The sequence below is a fragment of the Streptomyces sp. NPDC102278 genome (assembly GCF_044766345.1).
In the GTDB taxonomy this organism is placed as follows: Bacteria; Actinomycetota; Actinomycetes; order Streptomycetales; family Streptomycetaceae; genus Streptomyces.
In genome coordinates, this window is record NZ_JBIWLV010000016.1 from 50,167 (window position 1) to 76,421 (window position 26,255).

Here is a 26,255-nt window from a genome sequence, read left to right on the forward strand (position 1 = left end):
GCCATCTCTGTCTGGGCGAGGCCTGTTGCCGGCTCGGCGACTGCTGCAAATACAACGTGGACTGCCCCCCGGGTAAGCACTGCGACAAGGGCAAGTGCTGCGCGCAGGGGCAAAGGGCGGAATTCGATCCCTCTTCAGGAGAAATCCGCTGCGTTTGAACCTGGTCTCGACACAGAGGGAAGGTGCATGAAATGACCACGGTCACTCTCAACACCCTGCAATGCCACTCCACGACATCGGGCCCCGGTGCTGATGACGTCTACATCAACGTGGATGGCGTAAAGGTCTACGGAATCCACGAGTTCGACGACAACGACTCGGAGGAAATCGGCGTAACGCGAAACTTCGAGGACAAGGCGAAGATTGTCGTGCGGGACTACGACTCGACCAACCCCGACGACCTCATCGGAGCTTTCTGGGTCCACAAGAGTCAGGCCGGAACGGGAGAGCACGCGGAATCCCTGACCGGCGACGGATCGTCGTATGACATCTACTACGATGTCACGACCTGATCCGTAGTCGAGGGCAAGGCGCCGAGCCCTTGGCCCTGACGGGGTCCAAGACTCGAGTTCCGCCAGGGGTTCGGCGTCCGACTCACGGTCCGATTCATGGACTGCCAGGAGTTCCAGGGGTTTCACCGGAGGTGGGTGCACATGGCTGATCACGAATCCGGTAGACGTGACGCGGCGCGCAGGCCGATGCGTGTTCGACTTCCCGGTTTCATCGACGCCGAGGTCGGTCTGGGTGACGTGGTCAAGATGGTCACCTATCGCGCCGGCCTACGCCCCTGCGCCGGCTGCGAACAGCGCGCTGCCGTACTGAACCGCTGGGCGGTGTTCTCCGGCCGGGGACGTTGAAACGGGGCGGGCGGCGGGGGCTCCATCCGCGCAGGTGCGGGAACCAGGTGGTCACCCCCGAGAAGAGGGTGCCGGCCTCCGGTGCATGGTGCACCTGGGTTCATCCTTGCGGGGAGCAGGCCCTGAGCACGTCTCAGATCTGGCTGGACACGAGCCAGGCCCGGGAGTAGGGCGCCGCGTAGAGGGTCGCGTACTCAAGCTCGGGGTCATCCCCACGCGTGCGGGGAGACAGGTGGTGTCGGTGCCGGCCGTGGGCCGCTCGGTGCGGTCATCCCTGCGCGTGCGGGGAGCAGCATTCGTCCACGGCCGCCAGCACGGATGGGTGGGGGTCATCCCCGCGCGTGCGGGGAGCAGAGAAGCCAGGCCTCCAACGGGAGGAGCAGCACGGGGTCATCCCCGCGCGTGCGGGGAGCAGCACGTCCAGGCTCAGCCCCAGCTTGCGAGAGTTGGGTCATCCCCGCGCGTGCGGGGAGCAGGCAACTGACGATCGCAATCGGCTGAGCCCCGCAGGGTCATCCCCGCGCGTGCGGGGAGCAGTCCAGGTCCGTGATGCGGATCTTGACGGAGGGGGGGTCATCCCCGCGCGTGCGGGGAGCAGGACCGCACGCTGCCGTGCCCCGAGGGCATCATGGGGTCATCCCCGCGCGTGCGGGGAGCAGCTGGCCGCCCAACAGGCCGACGAGGCCCGAGGGGGGTCATCCCCGCGCGTGCGGGGAGCAGGCCAGGGCAGAGCAGGTGACCCACGGTTCCTCGGGGTCATCCCCGCGCGTGCGGGGAGCAGGCTTCCTGAGCTGGGACGATATCTGGCTCGGGCGTAGTTTTGAAGCACTTCCATGGAATCCGGCATTCCGGGCGTACGGCGCGAGCGGGTGGGCGTCAACCGGCGAGCGGGAGCTCGTCGCCGGTCACCCACACCCACACCGAACTCGTCTACGACGGTGATTGCTGACGGTGGGAGCGATCAGGCCGGGAGCTGCCCCGTAGCGAGGGCGAACAGGTCCTTCACGCCGACGGTGCGCGGGTGACGGCTGTGCAGTTCGGTGATGACCTGGCGGATCTGGGGCCGGTCGCGGATTTCCGAGCGGGAGACCCGGGCGGCCTTGAGGAACTCGGTGGCCGCCTGTTCGGGCTTTCCTCGTTGCCACCAGACACGGCCGAGGTCGGTGTGCATCCGGCCCTTGCGTTCGGCCGTGGGGAACTGGTCCGGGTGAAGCCTGCGACCTGCTTCGAGGGCGGTTCCCGCGTCGCCGAGCGCCCAGTGCACGCCGACGGCGTACAGGTCGATGGTGGCCGGCGTGACGGGGAACAAACGGCCGGCCGGGGCTTGGTCGGGCAGGTCGCGAGCGGCGCGTGCGGCTTCGCGGATCATGGCGAGGGCCTGATCGCGATCGTCGGCGATGGCCGCCGTGTACGCGGTGGAGGCGAGCATCTGTGCGTAGGCGGAGGCCTGCGCGGCGGTGGTCAGGCCGGTGGCCTCGACGCGGGCGACGGCGGCTTGGATGTGGCGCTGCGCCGCTGTCTCCTGACCCTGGTGACGCAGGACCGCGGCGAGTTCGCGTGCCGCTGCCGCGGCCGCGAGCGGGGAGCCGGAGACTTCGGCGTAGGTCGCGGCCCGGTCCGCGGTCAGCCTGGATTGCCGGTACTCCCCGAGCTTGTTGAGGACGGTCGCCGCAAGGGTGTACGCGGTGGAGAGCCGGGCGTAGTCGAGGTCCCGGCGCCGGGCCGCGGCGTGGTGGGCGTCTCCCAGGAGCCCGGGCAGGGTGGCCAGAAGTTCGTGGTGGCGGCCCGCGTCGAAGAGGCCGCGTGCGGATGCGAGGCGGGCGTCGAGCGGAAGCGGGGATCCGGTGGGGTCCGGGGTGATGGCCAGGGCCGTTTCCAAGCCGCCCACGAGGCTGAGGGGCGCGGCGAGGCCGACGGCGGCGATGACGGTGCGGCGGCGCATCGGGTCCTCCTGTGCAGGCAGCGGATCAGCAGCAACTGTAGGGCTCAGCTGGGCCCTTAAGCCCAAGGAGGCCGCCAGCAGATCGACGGGAACGCCCACTTCGCCCGCCGCGCGGCGCAGCAGGGCGAGGTCGGTGAGACGGCCGGATTCGAGGCGGGAGATGGTCGATGCCGAGCAGCGCAGGCGGACGCCGAGGTCGGCCTGGCGCAAGCCGAGGGCCTGCCGTCCTGCGCGAATGAGGCTGCCGGCGTTCTGTCCCCGGGGCAGGGACCTGATCGTGCCGGTGCTCCGGTTGAGGTCCGTACTCATCAGGCCCCCTGGGCGGGAACACGGGACTCATCGGCAGATGAGCCCACCTACGGTAGCGGCTCGAAGGCCCGCAAGGCTGGGCGATTGCAGGATCTGCACGTGGCGTGCAGGGGCTGAAAATGGCTCACCTCGGCCGGTCCCGCGGTGGTCTAGTGGTGCCGGCCGCAGGAGCGGAAGGCCTGGAAGGCAACCGCTATCGCAACTGCGTGTACGACCGATCCTCGAAGGAGCGCGCCGTGGGTACGCACAACAAGCCGAGCCCCGATCCCAGCACGGGCAAGCCGCCGCCGGGAAACAGTGACGGACAGGTCCCGAAGTCTCCTCCGCCGTCCGGCACTCGCAGGAAGTAGCGCGTCGACATGTACCTCGATGACCGTCGGCTCGCGCTGACGGAAGCCATGGATACCCAGGGCTTGTGGCCGGCGGACTCCCCGTGGGTCCGCCGCGTCATCCTGGAAACCGTCCCTCGCCACGCGTTCGCGCCCGAGCGGCTGTGGACGTGGGACGGCGAGGCGTACGTACCCGTCGACCGCGCCGTTGACCCTGAGCGCTGGGCCGACCTCGTCTACGCCGACCCCTACGACTCGACGATCACGCAGATCGTGGACGGCCTGCCCAGCTCGAGCCTGTCCTGCGTCTCCGTCGTCGCCGACATGCTCGATTCCCTGATCCTGGAGCCCGGACACCGCGTCCTGGAAGCGGGCGCGGGTGCGGGCTGGAACGCCGGCCTCCTCGCCGCCCGCGCCGGCGGGGGGCTGGTCACCACCGTGGAGGTCGACGGGACGTTGACCACCGCCGCTCGCGAGCGCCTCGATGCCTCCGGTCTCGACGTGGCCGTGCACACCGGCGACGGCAACGACGGATGGCCGGCCGGAGCCCCGTTCGACCGGGTGATCGCCACCTATGCCGTGGACGACATTCCATGGGCGTGGATCGAACAGACCAGACCCGGTGGCCGCCTGGTCGTCCCCTGGGGCCGGCTCGGGCACGTCGCGCTCACCGTCGCGGACGACGGGAAGTCAGCCACTGGCTGGATGCAGGGCCTGGGAATGTTCATGCCCAGCCGGGGAACCGACCAGGGCCGCGAGCATCACACCATCCGCGGCGCCGACCCGGCGCCCGTCCGCGAGGTCCCCGTGCAGCAGGATCTCCGCCCGCTCGCCGACACGGATCTGCTGTTCGCCCTGCGCGTCTCCCATCCCGACATTCGCATCACCAGCATGGACACCGAGCAGGGCTTCACCGTCCGGCTGCACGACGGCCTCAGCTCGTGGGCCACGGCCGTCACCGACAGCTCGGGCGCGACCGCCGCGCAGGAAGGGGGACCCCGCCACCTTCTGGCGGAGGTCGAAGAGGGACGACGGCTCTGGGAGGAGCGCGGGAGCCCGCGCCTGTGGGACTTCGGGATGACCGTGACGCCGGATCGCCAGTTCGTGTGGAGCGGCAGCGCCGAGGCAGAACCGTACCGACTCTGACCGGGGCCTGCGTCGCTGTCCGCAAGCCGAGGCGGAGGGATGTCGCGGGGGTGTTCCTCCATCACGGTTGCGCGAGGAGGAACACCCCTGGGATCGGATGAGTTCAGCCTCGGACCAGGCCGAGAAAGTCGGCCCAGGCACGGGCCTGGACGAGCAACACACCCTCCTCCTCCTCGAAGGCGAGCTTCGAGTCTCGGACGCCATGCGCCTTCCGAGGATGGCCGTCGTCACGCAGTTCCCCTCGGCGCCGCTGCTGTAAGAAGACTGTTCGGCGTCTCGGATGGATCGAGAGCCGCTGCTCGCAGGGCATCGAACCTGCGGGAGAACTTGCCGACGTCGGGTTTCTTGTCGGTGGACTGCCCGTACCCAGGCTTTGGCGCGCTGCTGCGTCTTCCCTCGCCCTGTCAGAGCAGGCGGGATACGGGCGGCGAGCCCAGTCCCCTCGTACACCGCCTACTCGGACAGGTGTGGACCATGACGCAGACGATCACCCCGCACCAGGCCGCATCGGCATCGGAGCCGCCTGCGGGCCGTATCCGCCCTACGGACGGCCTGATGCAGTGCGCCTTCGAAGTCGAGCGCGTTGCCGGGGGCGGCGGCCCGGTGTCGGCCGTGGATGCCCGCCGGGTCGGCCACATGCGGACGATCGTCGCCGCCCGCCTCCGTCATGTGGGCCTCCATGCCTTGGTAGAGGTGGCGGAGCAGATCGTCAGCGAGCTGGTCACCAATGCGATCGAACACGCCGGCGGTGCGATCACGCTGTCTCTGCTCGTGACCCGCGCGGAGGCCCGTCTGCTGGTGCAGGACTCCGGTACGGGCCGGCCGCACCCGCGTGACCCCGGTCCGGACGCGGAGGGAGGCCGCGGCCTCCTGATGGTGCAGCTGCTGGTGGACGAACTCGGCGGAAGCTCCGGCTTCAATCCCGAGACCCGGACGGCCTGGTGCTCGATCCCCCATCTGCGTAGCCACCGACTCTCATGAGGCGCACCCCACGTATGCCATGACGCTTCTCCCCGTCGCCCAGGCCAAGGAACTGGACAACCTGTTCCACGCCCGGATGGACGAGCAGCTCGCTCCCGGGTACGTCCGCAGCGGCGAAGGGGCCGACCTCATAGACCTGATCCGACTCCCGAGGCCCGACATCCCCATGCGGCCGGTAGATCTGTGGCGCGAGGACGCTCTCGTTGCGGCCTTCGCGCTCCAGGACGGAACGCCCCAGGACGGAACGCCCCAGGACGGAACGCCCCAGGACGGAACGCTGGCTTTGTAGGCCGGTTTCGAAAACGTGTGTTGCTCAGCGGCGAGAACACCCTGTTCCACAAGGAAATGATGTCGCTGAGATTTGGAAACGCCTGGGTGGTTGTTCGGAAGAGTGGGCGTGCTGCGCCCAGCCGAGGCTGCAAGCACGCTGCGCACCGTCCTGCCTGACAGACCAGGTAGGGCCCCTCGGGCTTCGCGGGCCGGTTGGCACCTGTGCGCGTGGATCAGGGTGATTGCTCATGTGGGTGACACGCGAACCGGTCGGTCTTCAGACGTCACTGTGGACGCAATTCATCCATTTTCTGCACATACCGGAAACATGGGTGGATACTTCAGGCCAGCATGTGTTCTGGTGCGAAAGGCCTCCTTGCGGTGCGTTTCGGGTGATGTCGATCATGGGGTGATTCCGCATCCGCAACCCGTGTAGGGGGTTTTGCCGTGCCCGATGTCAGCATCGACCTGCCGATCGGCTTCGAGGTCCCGACCGCGTTCACCGACATCGACTTCAAGCTGTCGGCGGAGGCGAACACGAACAAGCTAATCGAGCGGCTGAACATGGTCGATCCCAAGCCGTCCGACGCCGAGATGGCCCACGCGGTCCTGGCCCAGCAGACCATGTACGAACTGCTGTCCGCCGCGGGGGCCGTCTACGCCGGGACGCTCTTGTACGGGCCGACGAAGGACAAGCCCGACGAGAAGCTGTCCTCGGTAATCCTGACGGTGACCGCCCGGCCGGCGGAGTTGTCGAACGAGCAGACGGTGCACCGGCTGGCCCGCACGATGGGCGCCATCTATCCCGACGCCGAGGTCGGCGTCGTCATGCTGGAGACCGGCCCGGCTGTCCTGCTGACCGAGGAACGCAAGGTGGAGAAGCCGGTCAACCTCCTCAACGACGGCGGCGGCCCCACCATCGTCCGCCAGCTCCATACCTTCGTCCCGATCCCGGGCCGGCTGGCCATGGCGGATTTCGCGATCGCCACGGAGAACCTCGACCACTGGGAATCCTGCGTCGAGATCCTTGCCGAGGTCTGCCGCACCATCACCTTCCCCGAGACCGGCGCGACCGCGGCCTGAGAGCACGCTGGAACGGGGCGTGCGGATGGCCTGCGAACCCTCCTGCACCGACAGCTGCTCCGGCTCCATCGACCGCCAGGGCTCCCTGGGAACCGCCGCCAGGATGAGCGGCACCGCCCCTCCCGGCCACATTCACCCGCCTCATCGGCCGGCAATGGGCATGCCTTCGCCTTGATACCCGCCGCGGCGACCGCAGGGGGTACGGGCGCCTTCCCGCAAGGTCCCGCAGGAGCGGACGCCCCTGACGCATCCCTGCCCGCAAAGACCGATTCCCCGGCCCGGTCCGGGCCGGACGACGACTCACGGAGAACATGATGAAGATCCAATATGCACCCGTATTCGGAGCGTGCCTGGAGTACCGGGACGAGTACCGGGGCGAGTACTGGATCCGTGGCTTCGAGCCAGGGCACGACAAGATCATCGGCGCCGTGCACTCCGAGCTGAACATGTACACCTGCAACGCGCAGGAGGCTCTGAAGATCTGGGGCTGGGATCCCAAAGCCCTCACCGACGTCGAGCGTTACCGGATCGACCAGCTCCTGCGCATGTTCGTCGCCCAGGAGAACCAGATCACCGCCGCGTTCCGCCGCCTGAACATCGAGTTCACGAGGTACCTGGACTCCGACGAGAAGGTGGTGCAGCAGGCGTCCGACTTCGTCAAGGCCCTGCCCCGTCTTACGAAGGAGGCGGTCGAGAGGGAGAAGCAGAAGAAACCCATGACCGGGGAAGAGATTGCCGCCCACTTCGAGTGGCTCGTCTATGAGTTTGACCAAGACAGCGTCCAGGGAGTGATGTCGTGGCGCCACCCGGACATCGCCCGCAACATCGGGTCCAGCGCCAGCCTCGCGATGGGCGGCCGCAGCTTTGAGGGCGCTCACTGGCGTCTGAAGGACTGCGGTTACCCCCGCGAGTACATCAAGGACCAGCGGCTCTACGACCTGATCGACACAGCCCTCGCGATCCAGGCCGAATTCCAGCTGCAGTGTCTCCTCACCGACCGGGAGTTCACCCGGATCATCGAGACCCGCGGTGCCGAGTTCGAGTGGCTCAAGGCAGAAGCCGCCCGAAAGGCAGCCGCCGAGGAGAGCGGCGGCTTCTGGGGGCTCTTCGGGGACATCCTCGGCATCGTCTCCGCCGTCGCCGGCGTGCTGGCTCTCATCCCCGTACTCACCCCGCTCTGCGGCCCCATCGCCGTGGTCACCGCGATCGCCTCCCTGGGCGCCCACACCATCGATGCCGCGATCAAGGGCGACTGGGACGCCGCCACCATCGCCGGCCTCGGTGCCGACGTCTTCGCGGCCCTGCCGGGCGTCGGAGCGGTCGCCAAGAGCCTCAAGGCCGGAAAGGCCATCACGAAGACCTTCGGCGTCGGCGCCAAGCTCGGCACCAAGGCCAGCGTCTCGGTCCGACGCGCCGGCCTCACCTTCCTCGCCGAGACCGCCGGCTCCGGGGCCTCCGACGCCTCCAAGGTCTTCAACTACATCGGCACCAAAGGCGCCAAGGTCCTCGGCGCGTCCGAAAAGGCAGGGCAGATCACCGGCAAGGTCCTCCAGGGTTCCGTCAACCTCAGCACCCAGGTCCCCCTCGTCACCGAAATGGCCACCGGCGCCGACATGACCGACGGAAAGTCCGCCGCCACCGGCACGGCCCTCACGGCCAACTACGGCCAGACCATCGGCAGCTGGGGTGCCGTCGGCTCTGCCGCACAGAAGACCGGAACCGTTTCCCTGGGCCTCTTCGCCAAGGTCATCGGCCGCCGCTGAACCCGGCCACACGTGGGCTCGCCGCCCCCGACCCGGAGGCGGCGAGCCACGAAACACCGAACACCCCCACCGGCTCCTTGCCCGCACCCCCATCCCCCCACCAGCACCGCAGGAGCACCCCCTTGGTGACCGACGACGACCGACCGACCGCCACCCGCACCGCCCTGGTCAAGGCTGGCCTCGCCGCCGCAGGTGTCGCCTTCTTCGTGCTCGCTCTCGCTCTACCCGCCCGCTGGGCCTACGCCCCTGCAGCTATCCTCCTCGCCGCCTCCGTCCTCGTCGGCCGCCGCCCCGGCCGCCGCTCTTGATGCAGGACGGGCCGCGCCACCCATGACGAACGACGAGCTGAAGGGCGTTCTCAGAACTCGCCAACATGTCAGCCATCACCAAGTCACGAACGTTCTCCAAACCCGCCTACATACGTTCCGCGTTCTCGCCTGCGTAGCCAGAACGCTCCAGGACGGAACGCTCCAGGACGGAACGCTCTTGGCCGGGTGGACCGACGAGGAGCGAGCCGAGTCGAGTCGAGCCTGCTCGTCCGGACACCGGTGCCGACACGCTGACGCGGCACAGGACGCACCTGGATCCGGGACGCTTTGTCGGCCGCGGCCGGCGGGTGGGCAGTCTTGCGGGGACCGGTCGGGCTGTCGTCGGTCCTCCTGAAAGCCGCTCCGGGATGTCAGGCCGCGAGGAACTCGATCGCGCGCTCGTCGAGGTCGACGGCGCATCGCAGGCCGCGGGTTCGCAAGGGGGCGAGGTCGGTGCGCATCGACTTGACGGCCTTGCGTGTGCGGACGGAGTGGACTCCGTCCATGTGGTCCATGGCCTGGCCCCAGGTGGCGCATGCCTTCTACCCGTTCACCGGCGCGGGCCACCCGCAGAGCGAGGGCGTGGTCGTCGGTCGCTCCGGCGCTGACCTCCACCGACGACGACATCACGTTCCTCTCCGGGGCGCTCACCGGCGTGCTGAGCGCCCTGGGGCGCAGCAACCAGGCCGCCCCCGGCGCCGGCGGCCGATGACCGGCAGCGCTTCAGCCCCTCGACAGCGTCCGGGCGGGCGTGTGCCGCGTGCGACGAAAATCAGGAGCGGTCAGCCCGTACTCGGAGGTTGGCGACGCGGGCTGCCACTTCTGCTTCTCAGCAGTCGACCCAGGGGCCAGGTGGTGATCAGTCGGTCTGCTCCCAGGCCGATCCGGGCCGCGCGCGCGTAACCCGTGCTCTGCCAGTGGAGCTGTTCGGGGGCGTGGGCGTCGGTGTCCACGGCGAAGCGGCAGCCCGCGTCGGCGGCCAGCACGAGCAGGTCGTCCGGCGGGTCGCGCCGTTCGGGGCGGCAGTTGATCTCCACGGCGGTGCCGGCCTCCGCGCACGCGGCGAACACGGCCTCGGCGTCGAAACGGGACTGCGGGCGCCCCCGGCCGGTGATGATCCGTCCCGTGCAATGGCCCAGGACGTCGACGTGCGGGTTGCCCACGGCGGCCAGCAGACGGGCGGTCATCGGCTCCGGTTCCGAGCGGAGCTTGGAATGGACGGATGCCACGACGATGTCGAGTCGGCCGAGCAGGTCTTCGTCCTGGTCGAGTGAGCCGTCGTCGAGGATGTCGCACTCGATGCCGGTCAGCAGCCGAAAATCTGAGCCCAGGCCGGCATTCACGGTGGCCACGGACTCCAGTTGGCTTTCGAGGCGCTCGGTGCTCAGTCCGTGGGCGATCGTCAGCCGCGGCGAGTGATCGGTCAGGACGGCCCACTGGTGGCCCAGCGCGCGGGCGGCTTCGGCCATGTCCTCGAGCGGGCTGCCGCCGTCCGACCAGTCGGAGTGCAGGTGGCAGTCCCCGGTGCTCGCAGTCGCGAGCTCCCAGCCGGCTTGGGCGTGCGGGTCGGCTTCGGCTGTGAGGCGGGCGAGATAGTTCGGTACCGATCCGGCCGATGCCTGGGCGATCACCTCGGCGGTGACCGGTCCCACGCCGCGCATGCGTTCGGCCTGGGCGGCCTCCATCGGGCCCGGTGGCAGGTCGCGGACGGCGTCGGCCGCCCTGTGGAAGGCCCGCACGCGGTAGGGGGACGTCCCGCGCCATTCGAGGAGGAAGGCGATCCGACGCAGGGCTTCGTTCGGATCCATGCCTTCAGTGTCGGCCTGCTGTAGGGGAGCGCGCACCCAGGGGTCCAGTCGTGGCCAGAACCCCGCGGCGATGGCGATGGCGATGGGGTGCCGGGGTGAGCGGCGACGTCGGAATACCGTCGCCGGGTAAGGGAAGGCGCCCTTGCAGTCGCCGGGCCGGGGGAGGGGCCGTCAGGCTTCGCTGTCAAAGCAGCGGACGGACGCCGGGCTCGGCTCCCTCCTCCACGGCCCGGGCTCCGGATCCGTACCGGCCCACCGGCAGCACCGGCCGGCCCTGGGTGTCCTCCAGGGCGAAGGCCGCGGCGGCATAGAGCGCCAGGGCCCCGAGGGCGAGTCCCGTCGCGCCGGCCGCATCCTCCCAGGCTGCGGACTGAGTGAACTGGTGGATCCCCGCCAGGGACAGGCGTACCGCTGCCATTCCGATGACGGCTGAGGCCACGAGTTTGCCCCGACCGGCCGCAGCGAGAGGGACGAGCAACGCGGCAGCGGTGATGAGGAGGAACAGCCCCAAGGTGTGGCGGACTTCCGCGGGCGGGCCATCGGCGAGGATGGCGCTTTGGACGAGCCAGCTCGTGGCCAGGACGCCCATGGCGGTGCCGAACGCCGTGTCCCGGCAGCGGAATCCCAGGAGTGCGGCGATGAGCTGGAGCGGAAACGCGTAGGCGAGCATGACCAGCGCCACTGCATGCCGTTCGTGGGCCGGAATCCATCCGAGCTGGAGGGCGGACACGACGAGAGCGCCGCCCGCGAGGCCCAGGAAGCCCAGGGGCACTGGCGTCGCGAACGGCCGCAACATCGTCGTGGTGCTCGCAGTCGTCGTGGGAGGCGTCATGAAGGACCTTCTCTCCCGGCGTCCGGGTGGGGCCCTGAGCGCCGGCCTGTCGGCGCGGAAGCCGTGTGGAGAGGCGCCGGTGCTGCTCCCGGGAGGTGGGCCACTGCGGTGAGGCGGGCCGCGCCTGTCTTGAACAGGGGCTGCTTGGAGGCGGGGTCCCAGGTGGTGGGGGTGAGTTCGTTGGCGGCCCGGTGGTGGCCGTCACCGTCCGGAGCGTCCCAGTAGCCGTAGTGGAACGGCAGGAAGAGGACGCCCTCGCGGATCCCGGTGACGCGCACCCGTGCGCGGACGGACCCCCGTCGCGTGGACACCTCGGCGAGGTCGCCCTCTCCGAGGCCGGCGGCAGCCGCGTCGGCTGCCGAGACCTCGATCCACATGTCCGGCGCTGCCGAACGAAGTTGGGGGACGCGGCCGGTGCGGGTGCGGGTGTGGAACTGGTAGAGGGTGCGACCCGTGGTGAGCCACAGGGGATACGCGTCGTCGGGCTCTTCGGGGGGCGGGACGTACGGGGCGGTGCGCAGGACGGCCTTGCCGTGCGGGTTCAGGGACCTGTACGTCTCCTCGTCTTGCGGCGTTCCGGTGAGGAGGTCCTTGCCGTAGGTTTCGCAGTCCTCGGGCCGGCTGCGGAAGTCGCCGCGGGTGTACAGGCGTTCGGTGCCGTTGGGGTGCTCGGCGGTGCAGGGCCACTGGATCCCGCCGTGCTCGCGGAGCAGGGAGTAGCTCAGGCCGCTGTAGTCGCAGGGGCGGCCGCGGCTGCATTCCTTCCACGCCTCGAAGACCTCCTCCGGACCCCGCCAGGGGATCAGCGGGGCGTTCGATGCGTCCCGGAGATCCATGCGGCGGGCGAAGTCGAGGAAGATGTCGAGGTCGGGGCGGGCCTTGCCGGGCGGATCGACGGCCTTGAGCGAGAGGTGCACGGTGCGGTCGGCGTTGGTGAAGGTGCCGGTCTTCTCACCCCACCCGGCTGCGGGCAGTACCACGTCGGCGAACTCGGTGGTCTCCGTGGGGAAGAGATCCTGGACGACAAGGAAGAGCCGGTCCTGACCGAGCACGGTACGGATGCGCTCCAGGTCGGGCAGGGACACGGCGGGGTTGGTTCCGGAGACCCACAGCATGCGCAGGGTGCCTTCTTCGGCGAGGCGGATCATCTGCATGGCGTGCGTGGGCGGTCCGTCGTGCGGGATGCGGTCGGGCGGGACGTTCCAGATCTTCGCGAGTTCCTCGACATGGCGGGGGTTGGCCCAGTTCCGGAAGCCGGGGAGGTCTCCGTCGGCGCCGCATTCGCGGGTGTTCTGGGCGGTGGGCTGGCCGTTCATCTGCAGCACGCCGCATCCAGGCCGCCCGAGCATGCCGCGGATCAGGTGCAGGTTGTTGACCTGGACGGCGGCCGCGGTTGCCTGGTGGGACTGGTAGAAACCCTGCAGGACCGTGGACACCAGGCGGTCGGCCTGGCCGAGCATGCGGGCGGCGGCCCGGATCTGCTCGGCGGGTACGCCAGTGGCCGCGGCGGCGGCCTCTGCCGGGAAGCCGGCCACCTGGCGTGCGAGCTCGTCGAAGCCGACGACGTGCGCGTCGATGTACGGGGCGTCGATCCAGTCGCCGGCGATCACCTCGTGCAGGATCCCGTTCATGAGGGCGAGATTGGTGCCGGGTTTCGGCTGGAGGTGGATCGTGGAGGCTTCCGAGACCGGCCCGGGCCGGGGATCGACGCAGAGCAGGACGGGCGGATCGGCCCCGGCGATGCGGTCCAGGATCCGGCTCCACAGAACGCCCTGGGTCTCGGCCATGTTGTGGCCGAACAAGGCGATGGTGTCGGCGTGGTCGATGTCCGCGTACGAGCCGGGCTGGCCGTCGCATCCGAACGACTCCTTGAGCGCCTCGGCGGCGGTCGCCGTGCACAGCCGGGTGTTTCCGTCGAGGTGCTTGGTCCCCAGTCCACCGCGGGCGATGACGGCCAAAGCGTAGTACTCCTCCAGGAACAGCTGGCCGCTGGTGTAGAAGCCGATCGACTCGGGGCCCGGCCCGTCCAGGAGCGCCCGCGTACGGTCGCTGATGCGGTCCATCGCGGTGTCCCAGTCCGTCTCCCGGAGGACACCGCCCTCCCTGACCAGGGGCCGGGTCAGACGGTCCGGCGAAGCGATCGCCTGCCAGCCGTAGAGGTCCTTGGGATCGAGCCGCCCCCGGTTGACCCGGTCGCCGGCCACGCCCCGGACACCGACCAGCCGGCCGTCCCGTACCGCCAGCTCCATCGCGTCCACGGCAGGCCAGGGCCCGCCGGATCAGCTGCGGGCCGTACCGCTCGTCGCCGCGGCATTGACACCGTCACGGCGCTCTGGCTGGAGCACCCCGCACGGGACGCACAGCGTCACCTCTTCATCGGCGGCGCACCGGAAAGATGGTCCTCGCGTGCCTGGCTTCCGGTACCGCGGGCCGGGCACGGTGCCGCACCCCCGCTTCTTGGCGCAGGCCTTGGCCCGCGAAGGCGGGGAGAGGCGCGACGACAGTTGCGTCATGAGCGTCCACATCGTGGGCGACGGCTTGGCCTGCGGCCGCGCGTGAAGGCGAGGATGCTTCCGACGACGGCGATCACCGTCACGGACAGCGCGATGCTGACACCTCCCAGGGTGTCCCAATACACGTCTTCCAGGCTGATCAACACCGCTGCCTCGTCGAGGATCAAGGCCAGGCCGACTCCGTAGGCGAGGCCCATCCAGGCGCGTGTCTGCGCCGTGCGGTGGACCAATCCGGCCGCGCCGACCCCACCGAGCAACATGATCCCCCACACGTAGTGGTGGATGTGCACCCCGCCGGCCTCTACGTCACCCACCCCCGCCAAGTCGATGTGGATGAGCCAGGTGAGCAGCCGCATCCCGCCGAAAGCAAGGGCGAATCCCCACCACGCGAGGACGAAACCGCGTCGCTCCGGGGAGACGCCCGGCAGTAGCCGCAACCACACGGACCGGCGGCCATCGGGCCGGTACGTCGTGCGGTGAGCTTTCTCGTGCGCTGTCACAGCGCTCCTCCTGTCGTGAATTCGAGGACCGGCGTGGCAACGGGGTCGGCACCCGACCGGGCTCCCGCAGAACGTGGTCGGCCGCCGGTACGGGGCGCCGCCTCCAAGGCAGTCACTTCTTTCCGCAGGGTCCCTGCCCCTTTACGAGGCGAGGACACCGTCACGGTGCTGAAACAGGTCTTCCGGCCGTAGACGGGGGACGTTCGATCCTCGCCCTGCCGGGGGCATCGGGGGAATTGATTTCCGAAGAATGCCCCTGTTTGGAAAGGTCCCCTGCGGCCAGGAGTTCCGTAGTCCCGACCGGCGTGGCGGACCGACCTCTCGTCCGCGTCGGTACCCGTCCGGCCCTACGACAGAACAGATGAGGCCCATGCCCTCCCGTACTGCCGACACCGGTGTGCAGCAACCGCTCCGCAAGGTGCTCACCACGCGCCTGCTGTACTTCTTCATCCTCGGAGACGTCCTCGGCGCGGGCGTGTACGTACTGATCGGCGAGGTGGCCGCGAAGTCCGGAGGCGCCGTGTGGATTCCCCTGACGGTGGCTCTGCTCCTGGCGCTCCTGACGGCCGCTTCGTACGCGGAGCTCGCCACGAAGTACCCGAGGGCCGGCGGAGCCTCGTACTACGCCACCCGGGCCTACGGCCCCGCCGTGGGGTTCTTCACGGGGTACTGCATGCTGGCGGCCGGCATCGTGTCGGTCGCGGCGCTCGCCCGCGGATTCGCCGGGGATTACCTGACCGCCCTCGTCTCGCTGCCGGTGATCGCCGTCGCCGTCGTCTTCCTCGCCCTCCTGGCACTCCTGAACGCGCGCGGCATCCGGGAGTCCACCCGGGTGAACACGGTGGCCACCCTGGTCGAGACGGGCGGGCTGTTGCTCGTGGTGGGACTCGGCGTCTGGGTCGTCGTACGGGGCGACGGCGACGTCGGCAGGCTCACGCAGCTCGGGACGGACTCCGCCTCGCCCGTGGCCGCCGTGATGGGGGGAGCGGTGCTCGCCTACTACTCGTTCGTGGGGTTCGAGACGTCGGTGAACGTGGCCGAGGAGACGCTCGACCCGGCGCGTTCCTACCCGAGGGCCCTGTTCGGGGCGCTCGCCACCGCCGGACTGATGTACGCCGCCGTCGGCGCCGCGGCTTCCGCGGCCGTGCCCACGGGCTCCCTGGCGGCCTCCGACGGCCCGCTGCTGGAAGTCGTCCGTGCCGCCGGGGCCGTTCCGCCGCGGCTGTTCGCCTTCATCGCGCTGGTCGCGGTGGCCAACGGAGCACTGCTCACCGGCATCATGAGTTCACGCCTGGCGTACGGGATGGCCAGGGAGGGGCTCCTCCCGGCCTTCCTCACGCGCGTGCACCCGGCCCGGCGCACTCCGTGGGCGGCGATCGCCGCGACCACGGCCGTGTCCGCGCTGCTCGCGGCCACCGGTGAGATCGATGTCCTCGCGGGCACCCTCGTCCTGCTCCTGCTCGCTGTCTTCCTCACCGTGAACACCGCCGTCCTGGTCCTGCGACGCGACAAGTCCGCCGCCCCGCACTTCCGCGCCCCCACGGTCATACCCGTACTCGGAGCGCTGTCGTGCCTCGCCCTGGCGACGCAGATCGAGGCCAGGATCTGGGCGCGGGGCCTGGCACTGATGGGCGTCGGCGTGGCCATGGGCGTGCTGGTGCTGTGGCAGCGCCGTCGCCGGGTCGCGTCACCGGACGGAACGTCCCTGCCGGACGGCCACTGACCCGCGAGTGGAGCGGATTCACCCGCCAACCCAGCCGTCGAGAGCCAGCACGACGAAAGACGAGAACACCAGGATGCGTGGATGGCAGGGGACGGTCCAGGAGATCCACTGCGCCCGTGCTGCCGCTCTCAGGGCGCTGCGGGAGCGGGGGGCGGAACGCGTCCAGGCGATACAGGCGCTGAAGGCCGCGGCGGCAGCCGTCCTGGCCTGGAGCATCGCGGGCTGGTGGTGGGAAGCGCCGATGGCGATGATGGCGCCGTGGTCGGCCGTCCTCATCGTGCGGGCCACGGTGTACCAGTCCGTGCGCTGCGCCGGACAGCAGTTTCTCGCCATCGCCCTGGGCACCGTGGCCGCCGCGGGAGCCGGGACCCTCACCGGCGGCACCCTTGCGGCCATGGCGCTCGCCCTCCCGCTCACCGCCCTGGTCGGCAGTCATCCGAAGTTCGGCGAGTACGGCCTGTCGGCGTCCGCGACCGCTGTCTTCGTCCTCACCTACGGCAGCTACTCCGGCGCGGACATCGGGCACCGTCTCGTCGAATCCCTGGTCGGCTCCGTGATCGGGATACTCGTCAACGCCTTGGTCCTGCCGCCGCTCGACCTGCGGCAGGTCGAGCAGTCCCTTGACCACATGCGCCGCCGGACCGCCGAACTGCTCTCGACGATCGCAGCGGGTGCTGGGCACGGCGGCGGCGTACATGCGGCGAAGCAGTGGCACGAGGAGTCCCGCCGCCTGGGGTCCGCTCTCACGGCGCTGCGCGACGCACGGCACCGCACGGGCGAAAGCTGCCGGCTTAATCCGGTCCTCCTGGTGCACGGCAGCCGCGAAGCCCTGCCCGCGCAGTGGTGGGACGAGCACTGGGAAAGGCTCGCAGAGCACGTACGGGCGCTCACCGGCACCCTCGTCCATGTGGCGGCGGAGCCCCGCGTCCCGCCGCACCTGCCGGCGGTCGCCGAACTCGCGGGGATCCTGGCAGCGGCGTCCCGCCTGTGCGAACTCGAACCCGTCTCGCCCCGGGAACAGGACCACTACGACGGCCGTGACTTCGAGGAGGCGCGGCGCACCGCTTGGAAGGCCCACGCCCGCCTCACCGCGTACGCCGCGGGTGCGGCCACGGACTGTGCCGGCGCTGCGGCCATCGGAGCGCTGTCATCGCACGCGAGGCTCCTGCTCGAAGAACTGGACCATGCACGCCGACGTGCCCGAGAACCGCAGTCGGCCGATCGTCACGGCACAGGGACGCGCCGGCGCTCAACTCAGGACGCGGCGGGCGACCGCACCACTCTGACCAGGCTCTCCCGCAGGAACCGAGGCGGAACCAGGCCCTGACGGCGGGGCCGCCCGGTGGCGCAGTGCCCGGTGGCGCAGTGCCCGGTGGCGCCGGATCGGGTGGAGTTTTCGGACGTGGCACTGCACACCGGCCGCGAGGAAGCGGTTCTCCTGGTCCACCGTTCCACCCCGCCTCCGTCGGGTTTGAGGAGAGGCATGACCAGCACGCACCCCGAGCCGCCAAGCCCCGGCAGAGTCCATGCGCGGAGAGGGACCGGCCCCGTCGTCGGATGCCCGGCTGGTCGGGTGGTCTGCGGGAGACGGAGGAGGTTCGTTGGTACTGGCGGGGCATACGTGTGAGATGCCGCTGTGGTGGTGCCCCCCGAGGAGAAGCCGCGTGAACCCGACCCTGCTGTCCGGAGCGGTTTGGCCGGGTAGACCGGCGCCGGCGCGTTCAGTTCGCGCACTCCTGTGCGCGGGCACGGTCGCTGTCCTCGTCGGCGGGTGCGGAGCACCCGCAGCCCGGGTGGACGGGGCGCGGGCCGCCAGTGAACGGTTCGAGCGGGCCTTGGCCTCCGGGGACCACGAAGCTGCCTGCCGCTTGCTGGCACCCGAGACGAGCGGGCAGCTGGAGCAGGATGAAGGAAAGGCGTGCCGAGAGGCGCTGGGCGCGGAGGAACTGCCGGCGGCGGGGGCGGCCCGCGCTACCGAGGTGTACGGGCGTCAAGCCGTGGTGAGGCTTGTCGGCGACACGCTGTTCCTCTCGCAGTTCAACGGGGGATGGAAGGTCGTTGCGGCAGGCTGTACCCCGCAGGGGGAGCAGCAGCCCTACCAGTGCGTGCTGAAGGGCGGCTGAGGATGCGCTTCCTCTTCGTGACCTGTCTCGTCGTCGTGGTGGGCGGGCTCGGCTACTTCATCGCGATCGGGGCGATGCAGCGATGAGCGACGACGCGCGCGGGAAACCACGGCGGAGTGGGTTCTGGCGGGACAACAGCCTCACCCTGGTGTTCGGGATCGCGTTCCTGCTGGTCCTGGTCGGGCAGGCCGTCGCAGGACACGCCGAGTTCAACGACCAGTTGACCGTTGACGGTCTCCAGCGGATTGGTCTGGGGGAGTACGTGACGACCTCCGACTTCGCCGTGGACGTCACCGAGAACTGGCAGTCGGAGTTCCTGCAGTTCTTCCTCTACATCTTCGGCACCGTATGGCTCGTCCAGCGGGGCTCCCCCGAGTCCAAAGAACTCCACAAGATCGGTACCGAGTCCGATCGTGAGCAGCACCTGGGCGATCACGCGAGGAAGGATTCCCCCCGCTGGGCCGGCACGAAGGACTGGCGGCAGCGGCTGTACTCCCGCTCGCTGGGCGTCGTCATGGGGTGTCTGTTCATCGGGTCCTGGTTCGCGCAGTCGATCGCGGGCACGGCGGCGTACGACGAGCAGCGGCTGCGGCAGCTCCAGGACCCCGTCGGCTGGGGCACGTACCTGACCCTGCCCGACTTCTGGAGCCGCACCCTGCAGAACTGGCAGTCCGAGCTCCTCGCGGTCGCAGCCATGGTCATCCTCTCCGTCTACCTCCGCCAGCGCGGCTCACCAGAGTCCAAGCCCGTCGGCACAGCCCACACGTCGACGGGCGTCGAGGGCTGACAACGCACGGGCACGGCACCGACCTCCCGGGTGCACGGGAGGTGATCGTGTGCGCGTTTTGACGTGATTTGGCAGGGAAGGCGCGTGCCACGAACCGATCCAGAAGACCTGTACTCGAAGCGCCGGCCCCTGACCACGAAGGCACTTCTGCAACCGGCGCGCGGCCGCCCTCCTGCTCATCGCCTCCGGCGGCCTGAATGAGCAGGGATGCGGTCCCGTCGTCCCTGTGCGCGCTGGGACCTGCACAGAAAATCGCCTGGGCGCATCCGTACGCGGGCGCTGCCGGAACCCGGGTGTGGCAGTTCCTACTGCACCTACCGCGGACGGACGGGGCGTGTCTGACCCTCTTCCAAGGTGCCGGGGCGCTCGGGTCGGGCCTCGGGCCGTGCCGTTCGCCGCCGCACATGGCAGACCCTGATCCGACCGTCCGGCGGGATGTGTGCGGGCGCGTTGCGCCGGGGCCTCTGTCAGGCTCGCACTGTGCCCTCAGGGCGCTGGGTTGCGGCTTGCACTGTGTATCGGAGGGAGAAGGCCCTGTGCAGACGTTCCTTCCGTTTGCGTCGTTCGACGCCTCTGCGGCCGTGCTGGACGTACGAAGGCTCGGCAAGCAGCGCGTCGAGGCTGTGCAGGTGCTGCGTGGCCTGATCGTTCCGGGTTACGGCTGGCGCAGGCACCCCGCTGTGCGGATGTGGGCCGGGTACGAGGAGGCGCTCGTCCGGTATGGGTTGGAGATCTGCGGGGTGTGGACCGCCGAAGGGCGTGCCGATACTTGTGCCGTCACCCTGATCCAGGATTTCGGGGCCTGGCAGCCGGGGGGAGCACCACGGACGCAGGAGCAGTTGGCCGACGACGGGGACCTGCCGCCGTGGCTGGGCGCGCCGGACTTCCATCGAAGCCATCAGTCCGCGCTGGTGCGCAAGGATCCGGCCTTCTACGGGGAGTGCTTCCCGGACGTACCTGACGACCTGCCGTACGTATGGCCCCGGTCCGACCGGGATGCGGAGGGGGCGTCGTGAGAGCCCTGTGGGGGAGGACGGCTCCGGTCGGGAGCGCCCGCACTCTGCCGCTCGGGCGTCAGGTGCCCGCCGCCGCCTTCGCCCGGTGGCGGGCGGCGGCCAACAGGTACTTCTTCGTCTCCGGCGAGAGCTTGGTGTCGTACTCGGCCTGGGCGACCTGGCGCCGTCCGCGGCCCGGCGTTCCACCAGGATCGGCAGGTAGGTACGTACGCGCGCGTATCTGGGTTCTTCATACGCCGTCTGCACCGAGCTGTACACGAGGGCGGCACCCAGCTGAGGATGCGCCTTCGTCAGCCGCTCGGTGACATGGCGGATGACGAGTTCGTCCTCGGGCTCCACCATGGTTGCCTCGACCCTCCGTCGGTGGTCGCCCAGTCTCGTTGCACGGTCGTCTTCGGACGCACCCGTCGCCGGGCCTTCGCCCGGTCCTGCGGCCCGCCGTGTTCCGGCCGGGTGGCGTGTCAGGGCCTGTCGGGTGGCCCTGTGTCGGGTGTGGTGGTCGCTGTCGGGTGGGTGTGTGGGAGCAGGGCGGCGGCTGCCAGGCCGGCGACACCGACGACGGCGAGGGCGGCCATGGCCGTCGCGTATGCGCCGGTGCTGAGCCCCGACACGAGGATCGTTCCCGCCACGGCTGTACCCAGGGAGGAGCCGAGGTTGGAGACGCTGCGTGAGAGGCCCGAGATCTCGCCCTGTTGGGACTCGGGGAAGCAGGACTGGACCATGTTCACCGACGGGGTGAGCATGACCCCCAGGCCCAGTCCGATCAGCAGGAGTCCGGGGGCGAACGCCCAGGGGTTGGGTGTCCCGGCGACCAGGGCGAGGAGCACGGCGATGCCGGCAATGGTCGTGGCGAAGCCGGCCATGATCAGGGTGCGTTGCGCGCGCCGGCGGGCGAGTTTCTCGGCGGCCAGGGAGGAGGCGAGGATGCCGAGGGTGGCGGCGGTGAAGATCACGCCGGTCTGGATCGCGTCGTAGCCGCGGACGACCTGCAGGTAGGCGGCGACGGTGAACGAGACACCCATGAGCATCAGCCACTGGGTGTTCTGGGTGATCAGGCCCAGGTTGGAGGTGCGGTTGTGGAACATCGCGGTCGACAACAACGCCTCACGGCCCGCCCGTTCCCGCCCCCGTACCCAGGCGAAGAAGCCTGCCAGCACCAGCGCTCCGGCCAGCAGTAGACCCAGCGCCAGGCCGCCGTCGTCGTCGATGGCGAGGATGCCGGTGACCAGCAGTACGAGTCCCGCCGCCGACAGCACGGCCCCCACGGTGTCGAAGGGGCGGCTGGGGTCGGGAGGCAGCGGATCGTCGATCCCACGGGCCAGCGCCAAAATCACCACGATCACGAGAGCCTGGAACACGAACGCCGCCCGCCAGCTGATCGCACTCGTGATCAGCCCGCCGATCAGCGGGCCCGCGGCCGCACCGATCCCGCCCATCGCCATGATCACCCCGAACGCGCGCGCCCGGGCCGTCGTGCCGGTGAACAGCAGTGTCGTCAAGATGTAGACCGGCGGGATCAGCAGGGCCGTGCCCACGCCCTCCAGGATCGAGTTCCCGATGATCAGCACACCGAGCCGCGGCGCCACCGCGCTGATCACCGCCCCCAACCCATACACCACCAGACCCACCATCAGGCAGCGCTTGCGGCCCCACTTGTCGGTGAGCTTCCCGCCCGGGATCATGAGCGCGGCCATCACCAGCAGGAAGATCGTGATCGCGACCTGCACGCCCTGCACCGTGGTGTCCAGATCCTCGCTGATGTCATTGATCATCACGTTCATGTTCGAGCCCGCGAAGCTGCAGATGAACTGTGCCAACGCCAGCGGAGCCAAAATCCGCCGCGCGCCCGGCACACCTCCAGCACCAGAACCAGCCGCTCGTGCCATACCCACCATCCCGTCCACCCAAGATCCGAGGCGTCTCACGCCGGCACCCGAAATCCCGCTCGCCGGCAAGCGCCACCACGACCGTCCCACGAACAACCACCATCACCACCGCAGGCGCGCGCCCGGTCAGCCCCCCGTAACGGCCACGTCGCCGGTACCCGCGAGCACGACGAGTTCGCCCTCCGCAAGACGCTCGCCCTCACGACGCTGGCGCTGACCGCTTCCCTCCTGCCGGCCGCCGGGGCACAGGCCGCCGCAACCGTATCCCCGGCGCTGCGCGCTCCCGGGCTCTACTGCCTCGCGAATGCCTGGAACACCCCGAACGTCTCCACCAAGCCGTGCGACCCGAAGGACCAGGGCCAGCACTGGACCCTCTCCGGCCACCAGATCTCCCTGACCAACGCCCCGGCGTACTGCCTCGCCAACACCTGGAACGCCTCGAACGTCTCGGTGAAGCCATGCGACCCGAAGGACCAAGGGCAGTACTGGAATGTCTCGGGCCAGCAGATCGCCCTCTCCTACGCCCCGGCCTACTGCTTCGCCAATGCCTGGAGCACCCCGAACGTCTCGACAAAGCCGTGCGACACGAAGGACCAGGGCCGGCGCTGGGTGATCTTCAAGGACCAGATCAGCCTCGCCGCCGCCTGACCCTCTCCGGCCCAGACCGTTGTGGTCGGCATGTGTCCTGGCCGACGGTGAACGTGTCTGGGCCCCGACCTGGGGGAGTAGGTCGGGGCCCAGCGGGCGCAGCGGCCGGGGCCGTGCGCGGGTCAGTGGCGGAAGGTGTCCTTGACGTCTTCCTCGGCCTGGCGGGCGTTCCCCTTGGCCTGGTCGGCGTGGCCTTCGGCGGTCATGCGCTGATTGCCGACGGCGCGACCTACACCTTCCTTGACCTGCTCGACGTGCGCCTTGCTGCAGGGGCGGGGTTTTGGGGGCGTCAGCCGGCGACTTTCCCAAAGAGGTGGTTGGCGGGAGCGTCCGGGTCGTTGCCGTAGAAGAACTCCGTGAGTGCCTGGTGGAATTCGGTCCGGTCCAGCGCGCCGGAGGCGTCCCGGTCCAAGGCGGCGAAGACGGCGGCGCAGTCGTCACCGGGAACGCCGGCGACTGCGTCGAACATCTGCCGGAACTCCGCCTGGTCGATCTTGCCGTCTGCGTTGAGATCGACGAGGTCGAAGAAGCAGTTGGTGACCGGCTCGATCTGTTCCGGGTACAGGGCGGGGTCGGTCAGGACCCGCCTGAATCCTTCGGTCATCTCCCGCAGGTCGACCTTCCCGTCACCGTCCTGGTCCATGGGGGCGATCACGTTGGTCCAGAACCCGTCCATCCCGTCGGTGAGCAGACGGGCGGTCGTGGGGTCCGGAATAGTGCCGCGAGCGGCGATGTAGCGCTCGCTCATCATGCGGACGTCTCGCTGGGTGATGAACCCGTCGCCGTCGACGTCGGCGCCCCTGAACCACTGGCCGTACTTGAGGTCTTGAAGTGCAGTCACAAACGCGCACAGTATTCATACGGTTACGCAAGCGCAAACGTGCATGTGGAGAGCCTCATGGCAGGCGGGTGCAGCCTGTCACGCACGTGACGATGGAGGGCGTGGAGGCGGCCCGAAGAGGCTTGAGGGTTTCGTCTCAGTGTTCGAGGTCGGGTGGCGTGAAGGCGAGCACCTCGGGAGGGGGATCGGCGTACGGCTCGACGTCGACCAGCGCGCTGAGGGCGCTGGGCCCTTGGGAGAGGCGCGAGCATGGCCGATCCGCCGTGAGGACGTTCGGATTGCCGTGGCGGTCCAAGGTTCCGCTGAGGCCCGGCTGGACCGGATCCCACCACGCGCCGGTGGACAGTTGTACGACGCCTGGCATGACGTCGTCCGACAGGACCGCGCCCGCCAGACAGCTGCCGCGGTCGTTGAAGACTCGTACGATCATGCCGTTTTCGATGCCGCGCGAAGCGGCGTCCGATGAGTTGAGGGTCACGGGCTCACGGCCACGGATTTTTGAGCTGAGGCTGTGGCCGCCGTTGTCGTACTGGCTGTGTAGCCGCGAGGCGGGCTGATTCGAGATCAGGTGCAGAGGGAATCGGTCCGCCAGGTCAGCGTGAAGCCACTCGGTCGGTTCGAACCACGTCGGATGCCCGGCGCAGTCGTCGTAGCCGAACGAGTCGATTTCCTCGGAGAAGATCTCGATCCTGCCCGACGGTGTCGGCAGGGGGAAACGCCGTGGATCCGAGCGGAGTGCCTCGAAGCTCCCGGGAAACGGTTTGGCCAGCGCCGGCAGCGCAGCAGTGGAACTGCGCCAGAATTCCTCGAAGCATGGCACGGCGGCCTCGGCGCCGAGCTCGGATCTCGTCTGCTCGTAGAGGTGACGGACCCATTCGGTCTCGGAACGCGACTGTGTGAACTCCTTCTCGTAGCCGAGCCGGGCGGCCAGGGCGGCGAAGATCTGGTGGTCGGTGCGCGACTCGCCTTCCGGTTCGCGGACCTTCGGCATCGCGACGAGGTGGGGGTCGGAGAAGCCGGCGGCGAAGTCGTCGCGCTCCAGGCCGGTGGCGACGGGAAGGACGATGTCCGCGAACTTGGCCGTGGTATTCCACCAGGCTTCGTGGACCACCACCGTGTCGGGCCTCTGCCAGGCACGGGTCAACCGATGGAGGTCCTGGTGGTGGTGGAACGGGTTTCCACCGCACCAGTAGATCAGGCGCAGCTCGGGCAAGGTGAGCCGCTGCCCGTCGTAGTCGATGGTCTTGCCCGGATGCAGCAGGGTGTCGGCGATCCTTGCGACCGGGATGAAATCCGCAACGGGGTTGGAAACCGCCGGAATCGTTGCCACCGAGGGGCGGCCTGGGGCAACGCCGGTCGCGTCCATCGTCGCGTACCCCGCGCCCCAGCCGCAGCCAGGCCGGCCCATCGAGCCGGCCATGGCGGCCAGCACGACGGACATCCAGATCGGCTGTTCGCCGTGGTCTGCCCGTTGCACCGCGTAGTTGACCATGATGAGGGAACGCTGGGTGGTCAGGCGGCGTGCGAGGTCGGTGAGCGTGTCGCGGCTGATGCCCGTGATCTCCGCTGCCCATGCGGCGTCCTTGGGGACGCCATCGAGTTCGCCGAGCAGGTAGGAGGCGAAGCGGTCGAACCCGGTGCAGCACCGGCGCAGGAAGTCCTCGTCGTGCCAGCCGTTGACCAGCATCGTGTGGGCGATGCCGAGCATCGCGGCGGTGTCGGTGTTGGGGACGACGGGCAGCCACTCGGCGTCGAGGAAGCCGGCGACGTCGCTGCGGATGGGACTGACGTTCACGAACCGCACCCCGGCCTCACGGCACTGGCGCTGCAGGTTCCGCGTCTGGTGCCTTGCCAGCCCGCCAGGGTTGATCTGGCTGTTCTTCAGGGCCAGCCCGCCGAACGCCACCACCAGCTCACAGTTCTCGGCGATCTCGTCCCACATCGGCATCCGGGACTGGTAGCTCCACGGATGCCCGCCGATCACGTGAGGGAGGATGACCTCCAAAGCCGCGGTGCTGTACGTGTTGCGCGAGTCGGTGTATCCCCCGCCTAACGACAGGAACCGGTGGAGTTGCCCCTGCGCATTGTGGAAGGCACCCGCACTCGCCCAGCCGTAGGATCCGCCGAACACCGCACTGTCTCCGTGCTGTGAACGCACCCGAGACAGCTCATCACTGACCAACGTGAGCGCGTCGTCCCAGCTCACTTCCACGAAGGCGTCCGCGCCTCTGGCCGTGTCGTGGACGCGCGGCAGGCCGTTCAGCCAGCCTTTGCGCACCGCGGGGCGCAACACGCGAGCGTGGTCGTCGGCGGCCGTCACCATTCCGGGGCCGATAGGCGACGGCGCAGGGTCGTCTCCCCTCGGCTCGATTCGCACCAACCGGCCGAATTCGACCACCGCGACAAAACTGCCCCAGTGCGTCGCAACCGACATGCGTCGTTCCACCATGCACCCACCCCACCCTGGAAGGTTCCCCTGCTCTCGCACAGTGGCTGCGTACGCCACGGGACCCCCATCGAGCAGAGGTCCGCAGGGCAGAGACTTCCCCTGAGGTCTGCTGGTCAACCCCACCTGTCGGTATGTCGGCGC

At 69.4% G+C, this 26,255-nt stretch carries 25 protein-coding genes, 2 pseudogenes and 1 CRISPR repeat array; of the genes and pseudogenes, 16 read left to right on the forward strand and 11 right to left on the reverse strand.

Annotated elements, in window-relative coordinates; translation table 11 throughout:
- Positions 1-191 precede the first annotated feature (191 nt).
- Both ACIRO3_RS29740 and ACIRO3_RS29745 read left to right on the forward strand, forming a co-directional pair.
- Entirely contained in the window at positions 192-512 is a 321-nt protein-coding gene (locus tag ACIRO3_RS29740; RefSeq protein WP_404141859.1) for a hypothetical protein, read from the forward strand.
- Positions 513-653: 141 nt separating this feature from the next.
- A complete protein-coding gene (locus tag ACIRO3_RS29745; RefSeq protein ID WP_404141861.1) occupies positions 654-857 on the forward strand; it encodes a hypothetical protein in 204 nt (67 codons plus the stop codon).
- A gap of 202 nt (positions 858-1,059) precedes the next feature.
- Positions 1,060-1,638: direct repeats of the CRISPR family, unit length 28 nt; unit sequence GGGTCATCCCCGCGCGTGCGGGGAGCAG.
- Positions 1,639-1,818: 180 nt separating this feature from the next.
- Here ACIRO3_RS29745 and ACIRO3_RS29750 read toward each other — a convergent pair.
- Positions 1,819-3,108, reverse strand: a complete 1,290-nt coding sequence (locus ACIRO3_RS29750) for a multiprotein-bridging factor 1 family protein (protein WP_404141863.1) — start codon at positions 3,106-3,108, stop codon at positions 1,819-1,821.
- Positions 3,109-3,467: 359 nt separating this feature from the next.
- Between ACIRO3_RS29750 and ACIRO3_RS29755 the strand changes: the two genes are divergently transcribed.
- From ACIRO3_RS29755 to ACIRO3_RS29785, 7 genes are all read left to right on the forward strand, one after another.
- Positions 3,468-4,583, forward strand: a complete 1,116-nt coding sequence (locus ACIRO3_RS29755) for a methyltransferase domain-containing protein (RefSeq protein WP_404141864.1) — start codon at positions 3,468-3,470, stop codon at positions 4,581-4,583.
- 97 nt (positions 4,584-4,680) lie between these two features.
- Complete coding sequence (locus ACIRO3_RS29760) at positions 4,681-4,842, forward strand: hypothetical protein (protein ID WP_404141866.1); 162 nt, start codon at positions 4,681-4,683, stop codon at positions 4,840-4,842.
- A gap of 215 nt (positions 4,843-5,057) precedes the next feature.
- Positions 5,058-5,564, forward strand: a complete 507-nt coding sequence (locus tag ACIRO3_RS29765) for an ATP-binding protein (protein WP_404141868.1) — start codon at positions 5,058-5,060, stop codon at positions 5,562-5,564.
- 19 nt (positions 5,565-5,583) lie between these two features.
- Positions 5,584-5,853, forward strand: a complete 270-nt coding sequence (locus tag ACIRO3_RS29770; RefSeq protein ID WP_404141870.1) for a hypothetical protein — start codon at positions 5,584-5,586, stop codon at positions 5,851-5,853.
- A 428-nt stretch (positions 5,854-6,281) separates the two neighbouring features.
- Positions 6,282-6,917 carry a hypothetical protein gene (locus tag ACIRO3_RS29775; protein WP_404141872.1) on the forward strand — a complete coding sequence of 212 codons (636 nt, stop codon included), beginning with the start codon at positions 6,282-6,284 and terminating at the stop codon, positions 6,915-6,917.
- A 314-nt stretch (positions 6,918-7,231) separates the two neighbouring features.
- Positions 7,232-8,680 (forward strand): hypothetical protein, encoded by a 1,449-nt coding sequence (locus ACIRO3_RS29780; RefSeq protein WP_404141874.1) that lies wholly within the window; start codon positions 7,232-7,234, stop codon positions 8,678-8,680.
- A gap of 125 nt (positions 8,681-8,805) precedes the next feature.
- Positions 8,806-8,988, forward strand: coding sequence for a hypothetical protein (locus tag ACIRO3_RS29785; RefSeq protein WP_404141876.1), 183 nt, complete (start codon positions 8,806-8,808; stop codon positions 8,986-8,988).
- A 371-nt stretch (positions 8,989-9,359) separates the two neighbouring features.
- On the opposite strand, the gene ACIRO3_RS29790 is transcribed toward ACIRO3_RS29785, so the two are convergent.
- Entirely contained in the window at positions 9,360-9,503 is a 144-nt protein-coding gene (locus ACIRO3_RS29790; protein ID WP_404141877.1) for a hypothetical protein, read from the reverse strand.
- Positions 9,504-9,523: 20 nt separating this feature from the next.
- Here ACIRO3_RS29790 and ACIRO3_RS29795 point away from each other — a divergent pair, with 20 nt between their 5' ends.
- Positions 9,524-9,700 (forward strand): hypothetical protein, encoded by a 177-nt coding sequence (locus tag ACIRO3_RS29795; protein WP_404141879.1) that lies wholly within the window; start codon positions 9,524-9,526, stop codon positions 9,698-9,700.
- Between the two features lie 70 nt (positions 9,701-9,770).
- Here the strand turns inward: ACIRO3_RS29795 and ACIRO3_RS29800 are convergent, their stop codons facing one another.
- The 4 genes and pseudogenes from ACIRO3_RS29800 to ACIRO3_RS29815 all read right to left on the reverse strand — a co-directional run bounded on the left by ACIRO3_RS29800 (position 9,771) and on the right by ACIRO3_RS29815 (position 14,641).
- The gene (locus ACIRO3_RS29800) at positions 9,771-10,796 is read right to left on the reverse strand and encodes a PHP domain-containing protein (protein WP_404141881.1); all 1,026 of its coding nucleotides are present in this window, start codon (positions 10,794-10,796) and stop codon (positions 9,771-9,773) included.
- Positions 10,797-10,980: 184 nt separating this feature from the next.
- Positions 10,981-11,628 carry a GPR1/FUN34/YaaH family transporter gene (locus ACIRO3_RS29805; protein ID WP_404141883.1) on the reverse strand — a complete coding sequence of 216 codons (648 nt, stop codon included), beginning with the start codon at positions 11,626-11,628 and terminating at the stop codon, positions 10,981-10,983.
- Positions 11,625-13,883: pseudogene (locus ACIRO3_RS29810) on the reverse strand (molybdopterin oxidoreductase family protein); the annotation flags it as partial. The pseudogene ACIRO3_RS29810 and the gene ACIRO3_RS29805, both read right to left, overlap by 4 nt.
- 254 nt (positions 13,884-14,137) lie before the next feature.
- Complete coding sequence (locus ACIRO3_RS29815; protein WP_404141885.1) at positions 14,138-14,641, reverse strand: hypothetical protein; 504 nt, start codon at positions 14,639-14,641, stop codon at positions 14,138-14,140.
- 361 nt (positions 14,642-15,002) lie between these two features.
- Between ACIRO3_RS29815 and ACIRO3_RS29820 the strand changes: the two genes are divergently transcribed.
- The 5 genes from ACIRO3_RS29820 to ACIRO3_RS29840 all read left to right on the forward strand — a co-directional run bounded on the left by ACIRO3_RS29820 (position 15,003) and on the right by ACIRO3_RS29840 (position 20,290).
- On the forward strand, positions 15,003-16,364 hold the full coding sequence (locus tag ACIRO3_RS29820; protein ID WP_404141886.1) for an APC family permease: 1,362 nt from the start codon (positions 15,003-15,005) through the stop codon (positions 16,362-16,364).
- A 73-nt stretch (positions 16,365-16,437) separates the two neighbouring features.
- Positions 16,438-17,691, forward strand: coding sequence for an aromatic acid exporter family protein (locus tag ACIRO3_RS29825; RefSeq protein WP_404141888.1), 1,254 nt, complete (start codon positions 16,438-16,440; stop codon positions 17,689-17,691).
- Positions 17,692-18,028: 337 nt separating this feature from the next.
- The gene (locus ACIRO3_RS29830) at positions 18,029-18,487 is read left to right on the forward strand and encodes a hypothetical protein (protein WP_404141889.1); all 459 of its coding nucleotides are present in this window, start codon (positions 18,029-18,031) and stop codon (positions 18,485-18,487) included.
- 82 nt (positions 18,488-18,569) lie between these two features.
- A complete protein-coding gene (locus tag ACIRO3_RS29835) occupies positions 18,570-19,274 on the forward strand; it encodes a DUF6766 family protein (protein WP_404141891.1) in 705 nt (234 codons plus the stop codon).
- Between the two features lie 536 nt (positions 19,275-19,810).
- Positions 19,811-20,290, forward strand: a complete 480-nt coding sequence (locus tag ACIRO3_RS29840) for an MSMEG_6728 family protein (protein WP_404141893.1) — start codon at positions 19,811-19,813, stop codon at positions 20,288-20,290.
- Positions 20,291-20,515: 225 nt separating this feature from the next.
- On the opposite strand, the pseudogene ACIRO3_RS29845 reads toward ACIRO3_RS29840, so the two are convergent.
- Positions 20,516-20,632 (reverse strand): annotated as a pseudogene (locus tag ACIRO3_RS29845) (hypothetical protein); the annotation flags it as partial.
- A 119-nt stretch (positions 20,633-20,751) separates the two neighbouring features.
- Positions 20,752-22,176 (reverse strand): MFS transporter, encoded by a 1,425-nt coding sequence (locus ACIRO3_RS29850; protein WP_404141895.1) that lies wholly within the window; start codon positions 22,174-22,176, stop codon positions 20,752-20,754.
- A 273-nt stretch (positions 22,177-22,449) separates the two neighbouring features.
- Here ACIRO3_RS29850 and ACIRO3_RS29855 point away from each other — a divergent pair, with 273 nt between their 5' ends.
- Positions 22,450-22,824, forward strand: coding sequence for a ricin-type beta-trefoil lectin domain protein (locus tag ACIRO3_RS29855; RefSeq protein WP_404141972.1), 375 nt, complete (start codon positions 22,450-22,452; stop codon positions 22,822-22,824).
- Between the two features lie 122 nt (positions 22,825-22,946).
- On the opposite strand, the gene ACIRO3_RS29860 is transcribed toward ACIRO3_RS29855, so the two are convergent.
- From ACIRO3_RS29860 to ACIRO3_RS29870, 3 genes are all read right to left on the reverse strand, one after another.
- Entirely contained in the window at positions 22,947-23,117 is a 171-nt protein-coding gene (locus ACIRO3_RS29860) for a CsbD family protein (protein WP_404141974.1), read from the reverse strand.
- The gene (locus ACIRO3_RS29865) at positions 23,114-23,665 is read right to left on the reverse strand and encodes an EF-hand domain-containing protein (RefSeq protein ID WP_404141897.1); all 552 of its coding nucleotides are present in this window, start codon (positions 23,663-23,665) and stop codon (positions 23,114-23,116) included. Before ACIRO3_RS29865 ends, ACIRO3_RS29860 begins: the two co-directional genes overlap by 4 nt.
- Before the next feature lie 136 nt (positions 23,666-23,801).
- Positions 23,802-26,114, reverse strand: coding sequence for a molybdopterin-dependent oxidoreductase (locus tag ACIRO3_RS29870; RefSeq protein ID WP_404141899.1), 2,313 nt, complete (start codon positions 26,112-26,114; stop codon positions 23,802-23,804).
- Positions 26,115-26,255: the final 141 nt, after the last annotated feature.

Bases quoted from the DNA above. Each gene is read 5' to 3' on its own strand.
- ACIRO3_RS29740 (WP_404141859.1), top strand. From the start codon at position 192: ATGACCACGGTCACTCTCAACACCCTGCAATGCCACTCCACGACATCG.
- ACIRO3_RS29745 (WP_404141861.1), top strand. From the start codon at position 654: ATGGCTGATCACGAATCCGGTAGACGTGACGCGGCGCGCAGGCCGATG.
- ACIRO3_RS29750 (WP_404141863.1), bottom strand. From the start codon at position 3,108: ATGAGTACGGACCTCAACCGGAGCACCGGCACGATCAGGTCCCTGCCC.
- ACIRO3_RS29755 (WP_404141864.1), top strand. From the start codon at position 3,468: ATGTACCTCGATGACCGTCGGCTCGCGCTGACGGAAGCCATGGATACC.
- ACIRO3_RS29760 (WP_404141866.1), top strand. From the start codon at position 4,681: ATGAGTTCAGCCTCGGACCAGGCCGAGAAAGTCGGCCCAGGCACGGGC.
- ACIRO3_RS29765 (WP_404141868.1), top strand. From the start codon at position 5,058: ATGACGCAGACGATCACCCCGCACCAGGCCGCATCGGCATCGGAGCCG.
- ACIRO3_RS29770 (WP_404141870.1), top strand. From the start codon at position 5,584: ATGACGCTTCTCCCCGTCGCCCAGGCCAAGGAACTGGACAACCTGTTC.
- ACIRO3_RS29780 (WP_404141874.1), top strand. From the start codon at position 7,232: ATGAAGATCCAATATGCACCCGTATTCGGAGCGTGCCTGGAGTACCGG.
- ACIRO3_RS29790 (WP_404141877.1), bottom strand. From the start codon at position 9,503: ATGGACCACATGGACGGAGTCCACTCCGTCCGCACACGCAAGGCCGTC.
- ACIRO3_RS29795 (WP_404141879.1), top strand. From the start codon at position 9,524: ATGCCTTCTACCCGTTCACCGGCGCGGGCCACCCGCAGAGCGAGGGCG.
- ACIRO3_RS29800 (WP_404141881.1), bottom strand. From the start codon at position 10,796: ATGGATCCGAACGAAGCCCTGCGTCGGATCGCCTTCCTCCTCGAATGG.
- ACIRO3_RS29805 (WP_404141883.1), bottom strand. From the start codon at position 11,628: ATGACGCCTCCCACGACGACTGCGAGCACCACGACGATGTTGCGGCCG.
- ACIRO3_RS29820 (WP_404141886.1), top strand. From the start codon at position 15,003: ATGAGGCCCATGCCCTCCCGTACTGCCGACACCGGTGTGCAGCAACCG.
- ACIRO3_RS29825 (WP_404141888.1), top strand. From the start codon at position 16,438: ATGCGTGGATGGCAGGGGACGGTCCAGGAGATCCACTGCGCCCGTGCT.
- ACIRO3_RS29835 (WP_404141891.1), top strand. From the start codon at position 18,570: ATGAGCGACGACGCGCGCGGGAAACCACGGCGGAGTGGGTTCTGGCGG.
- ACIRO3_RS29850 (WP_404141895.1), bottom strand. From the start codon at position 22,176: ATGGCACGAGCGGCTGGTTCTGGTGCTGGAGGTGTGCCGGGCGCGCGG.
- ACIRO3_RS29870 (WP_404141899.1), bottom strand. From the start codon at position 26,114: ATGGTGGAACGACGCATGTCGGTTGCGACGCACTGGGGCAGTTTTGTC.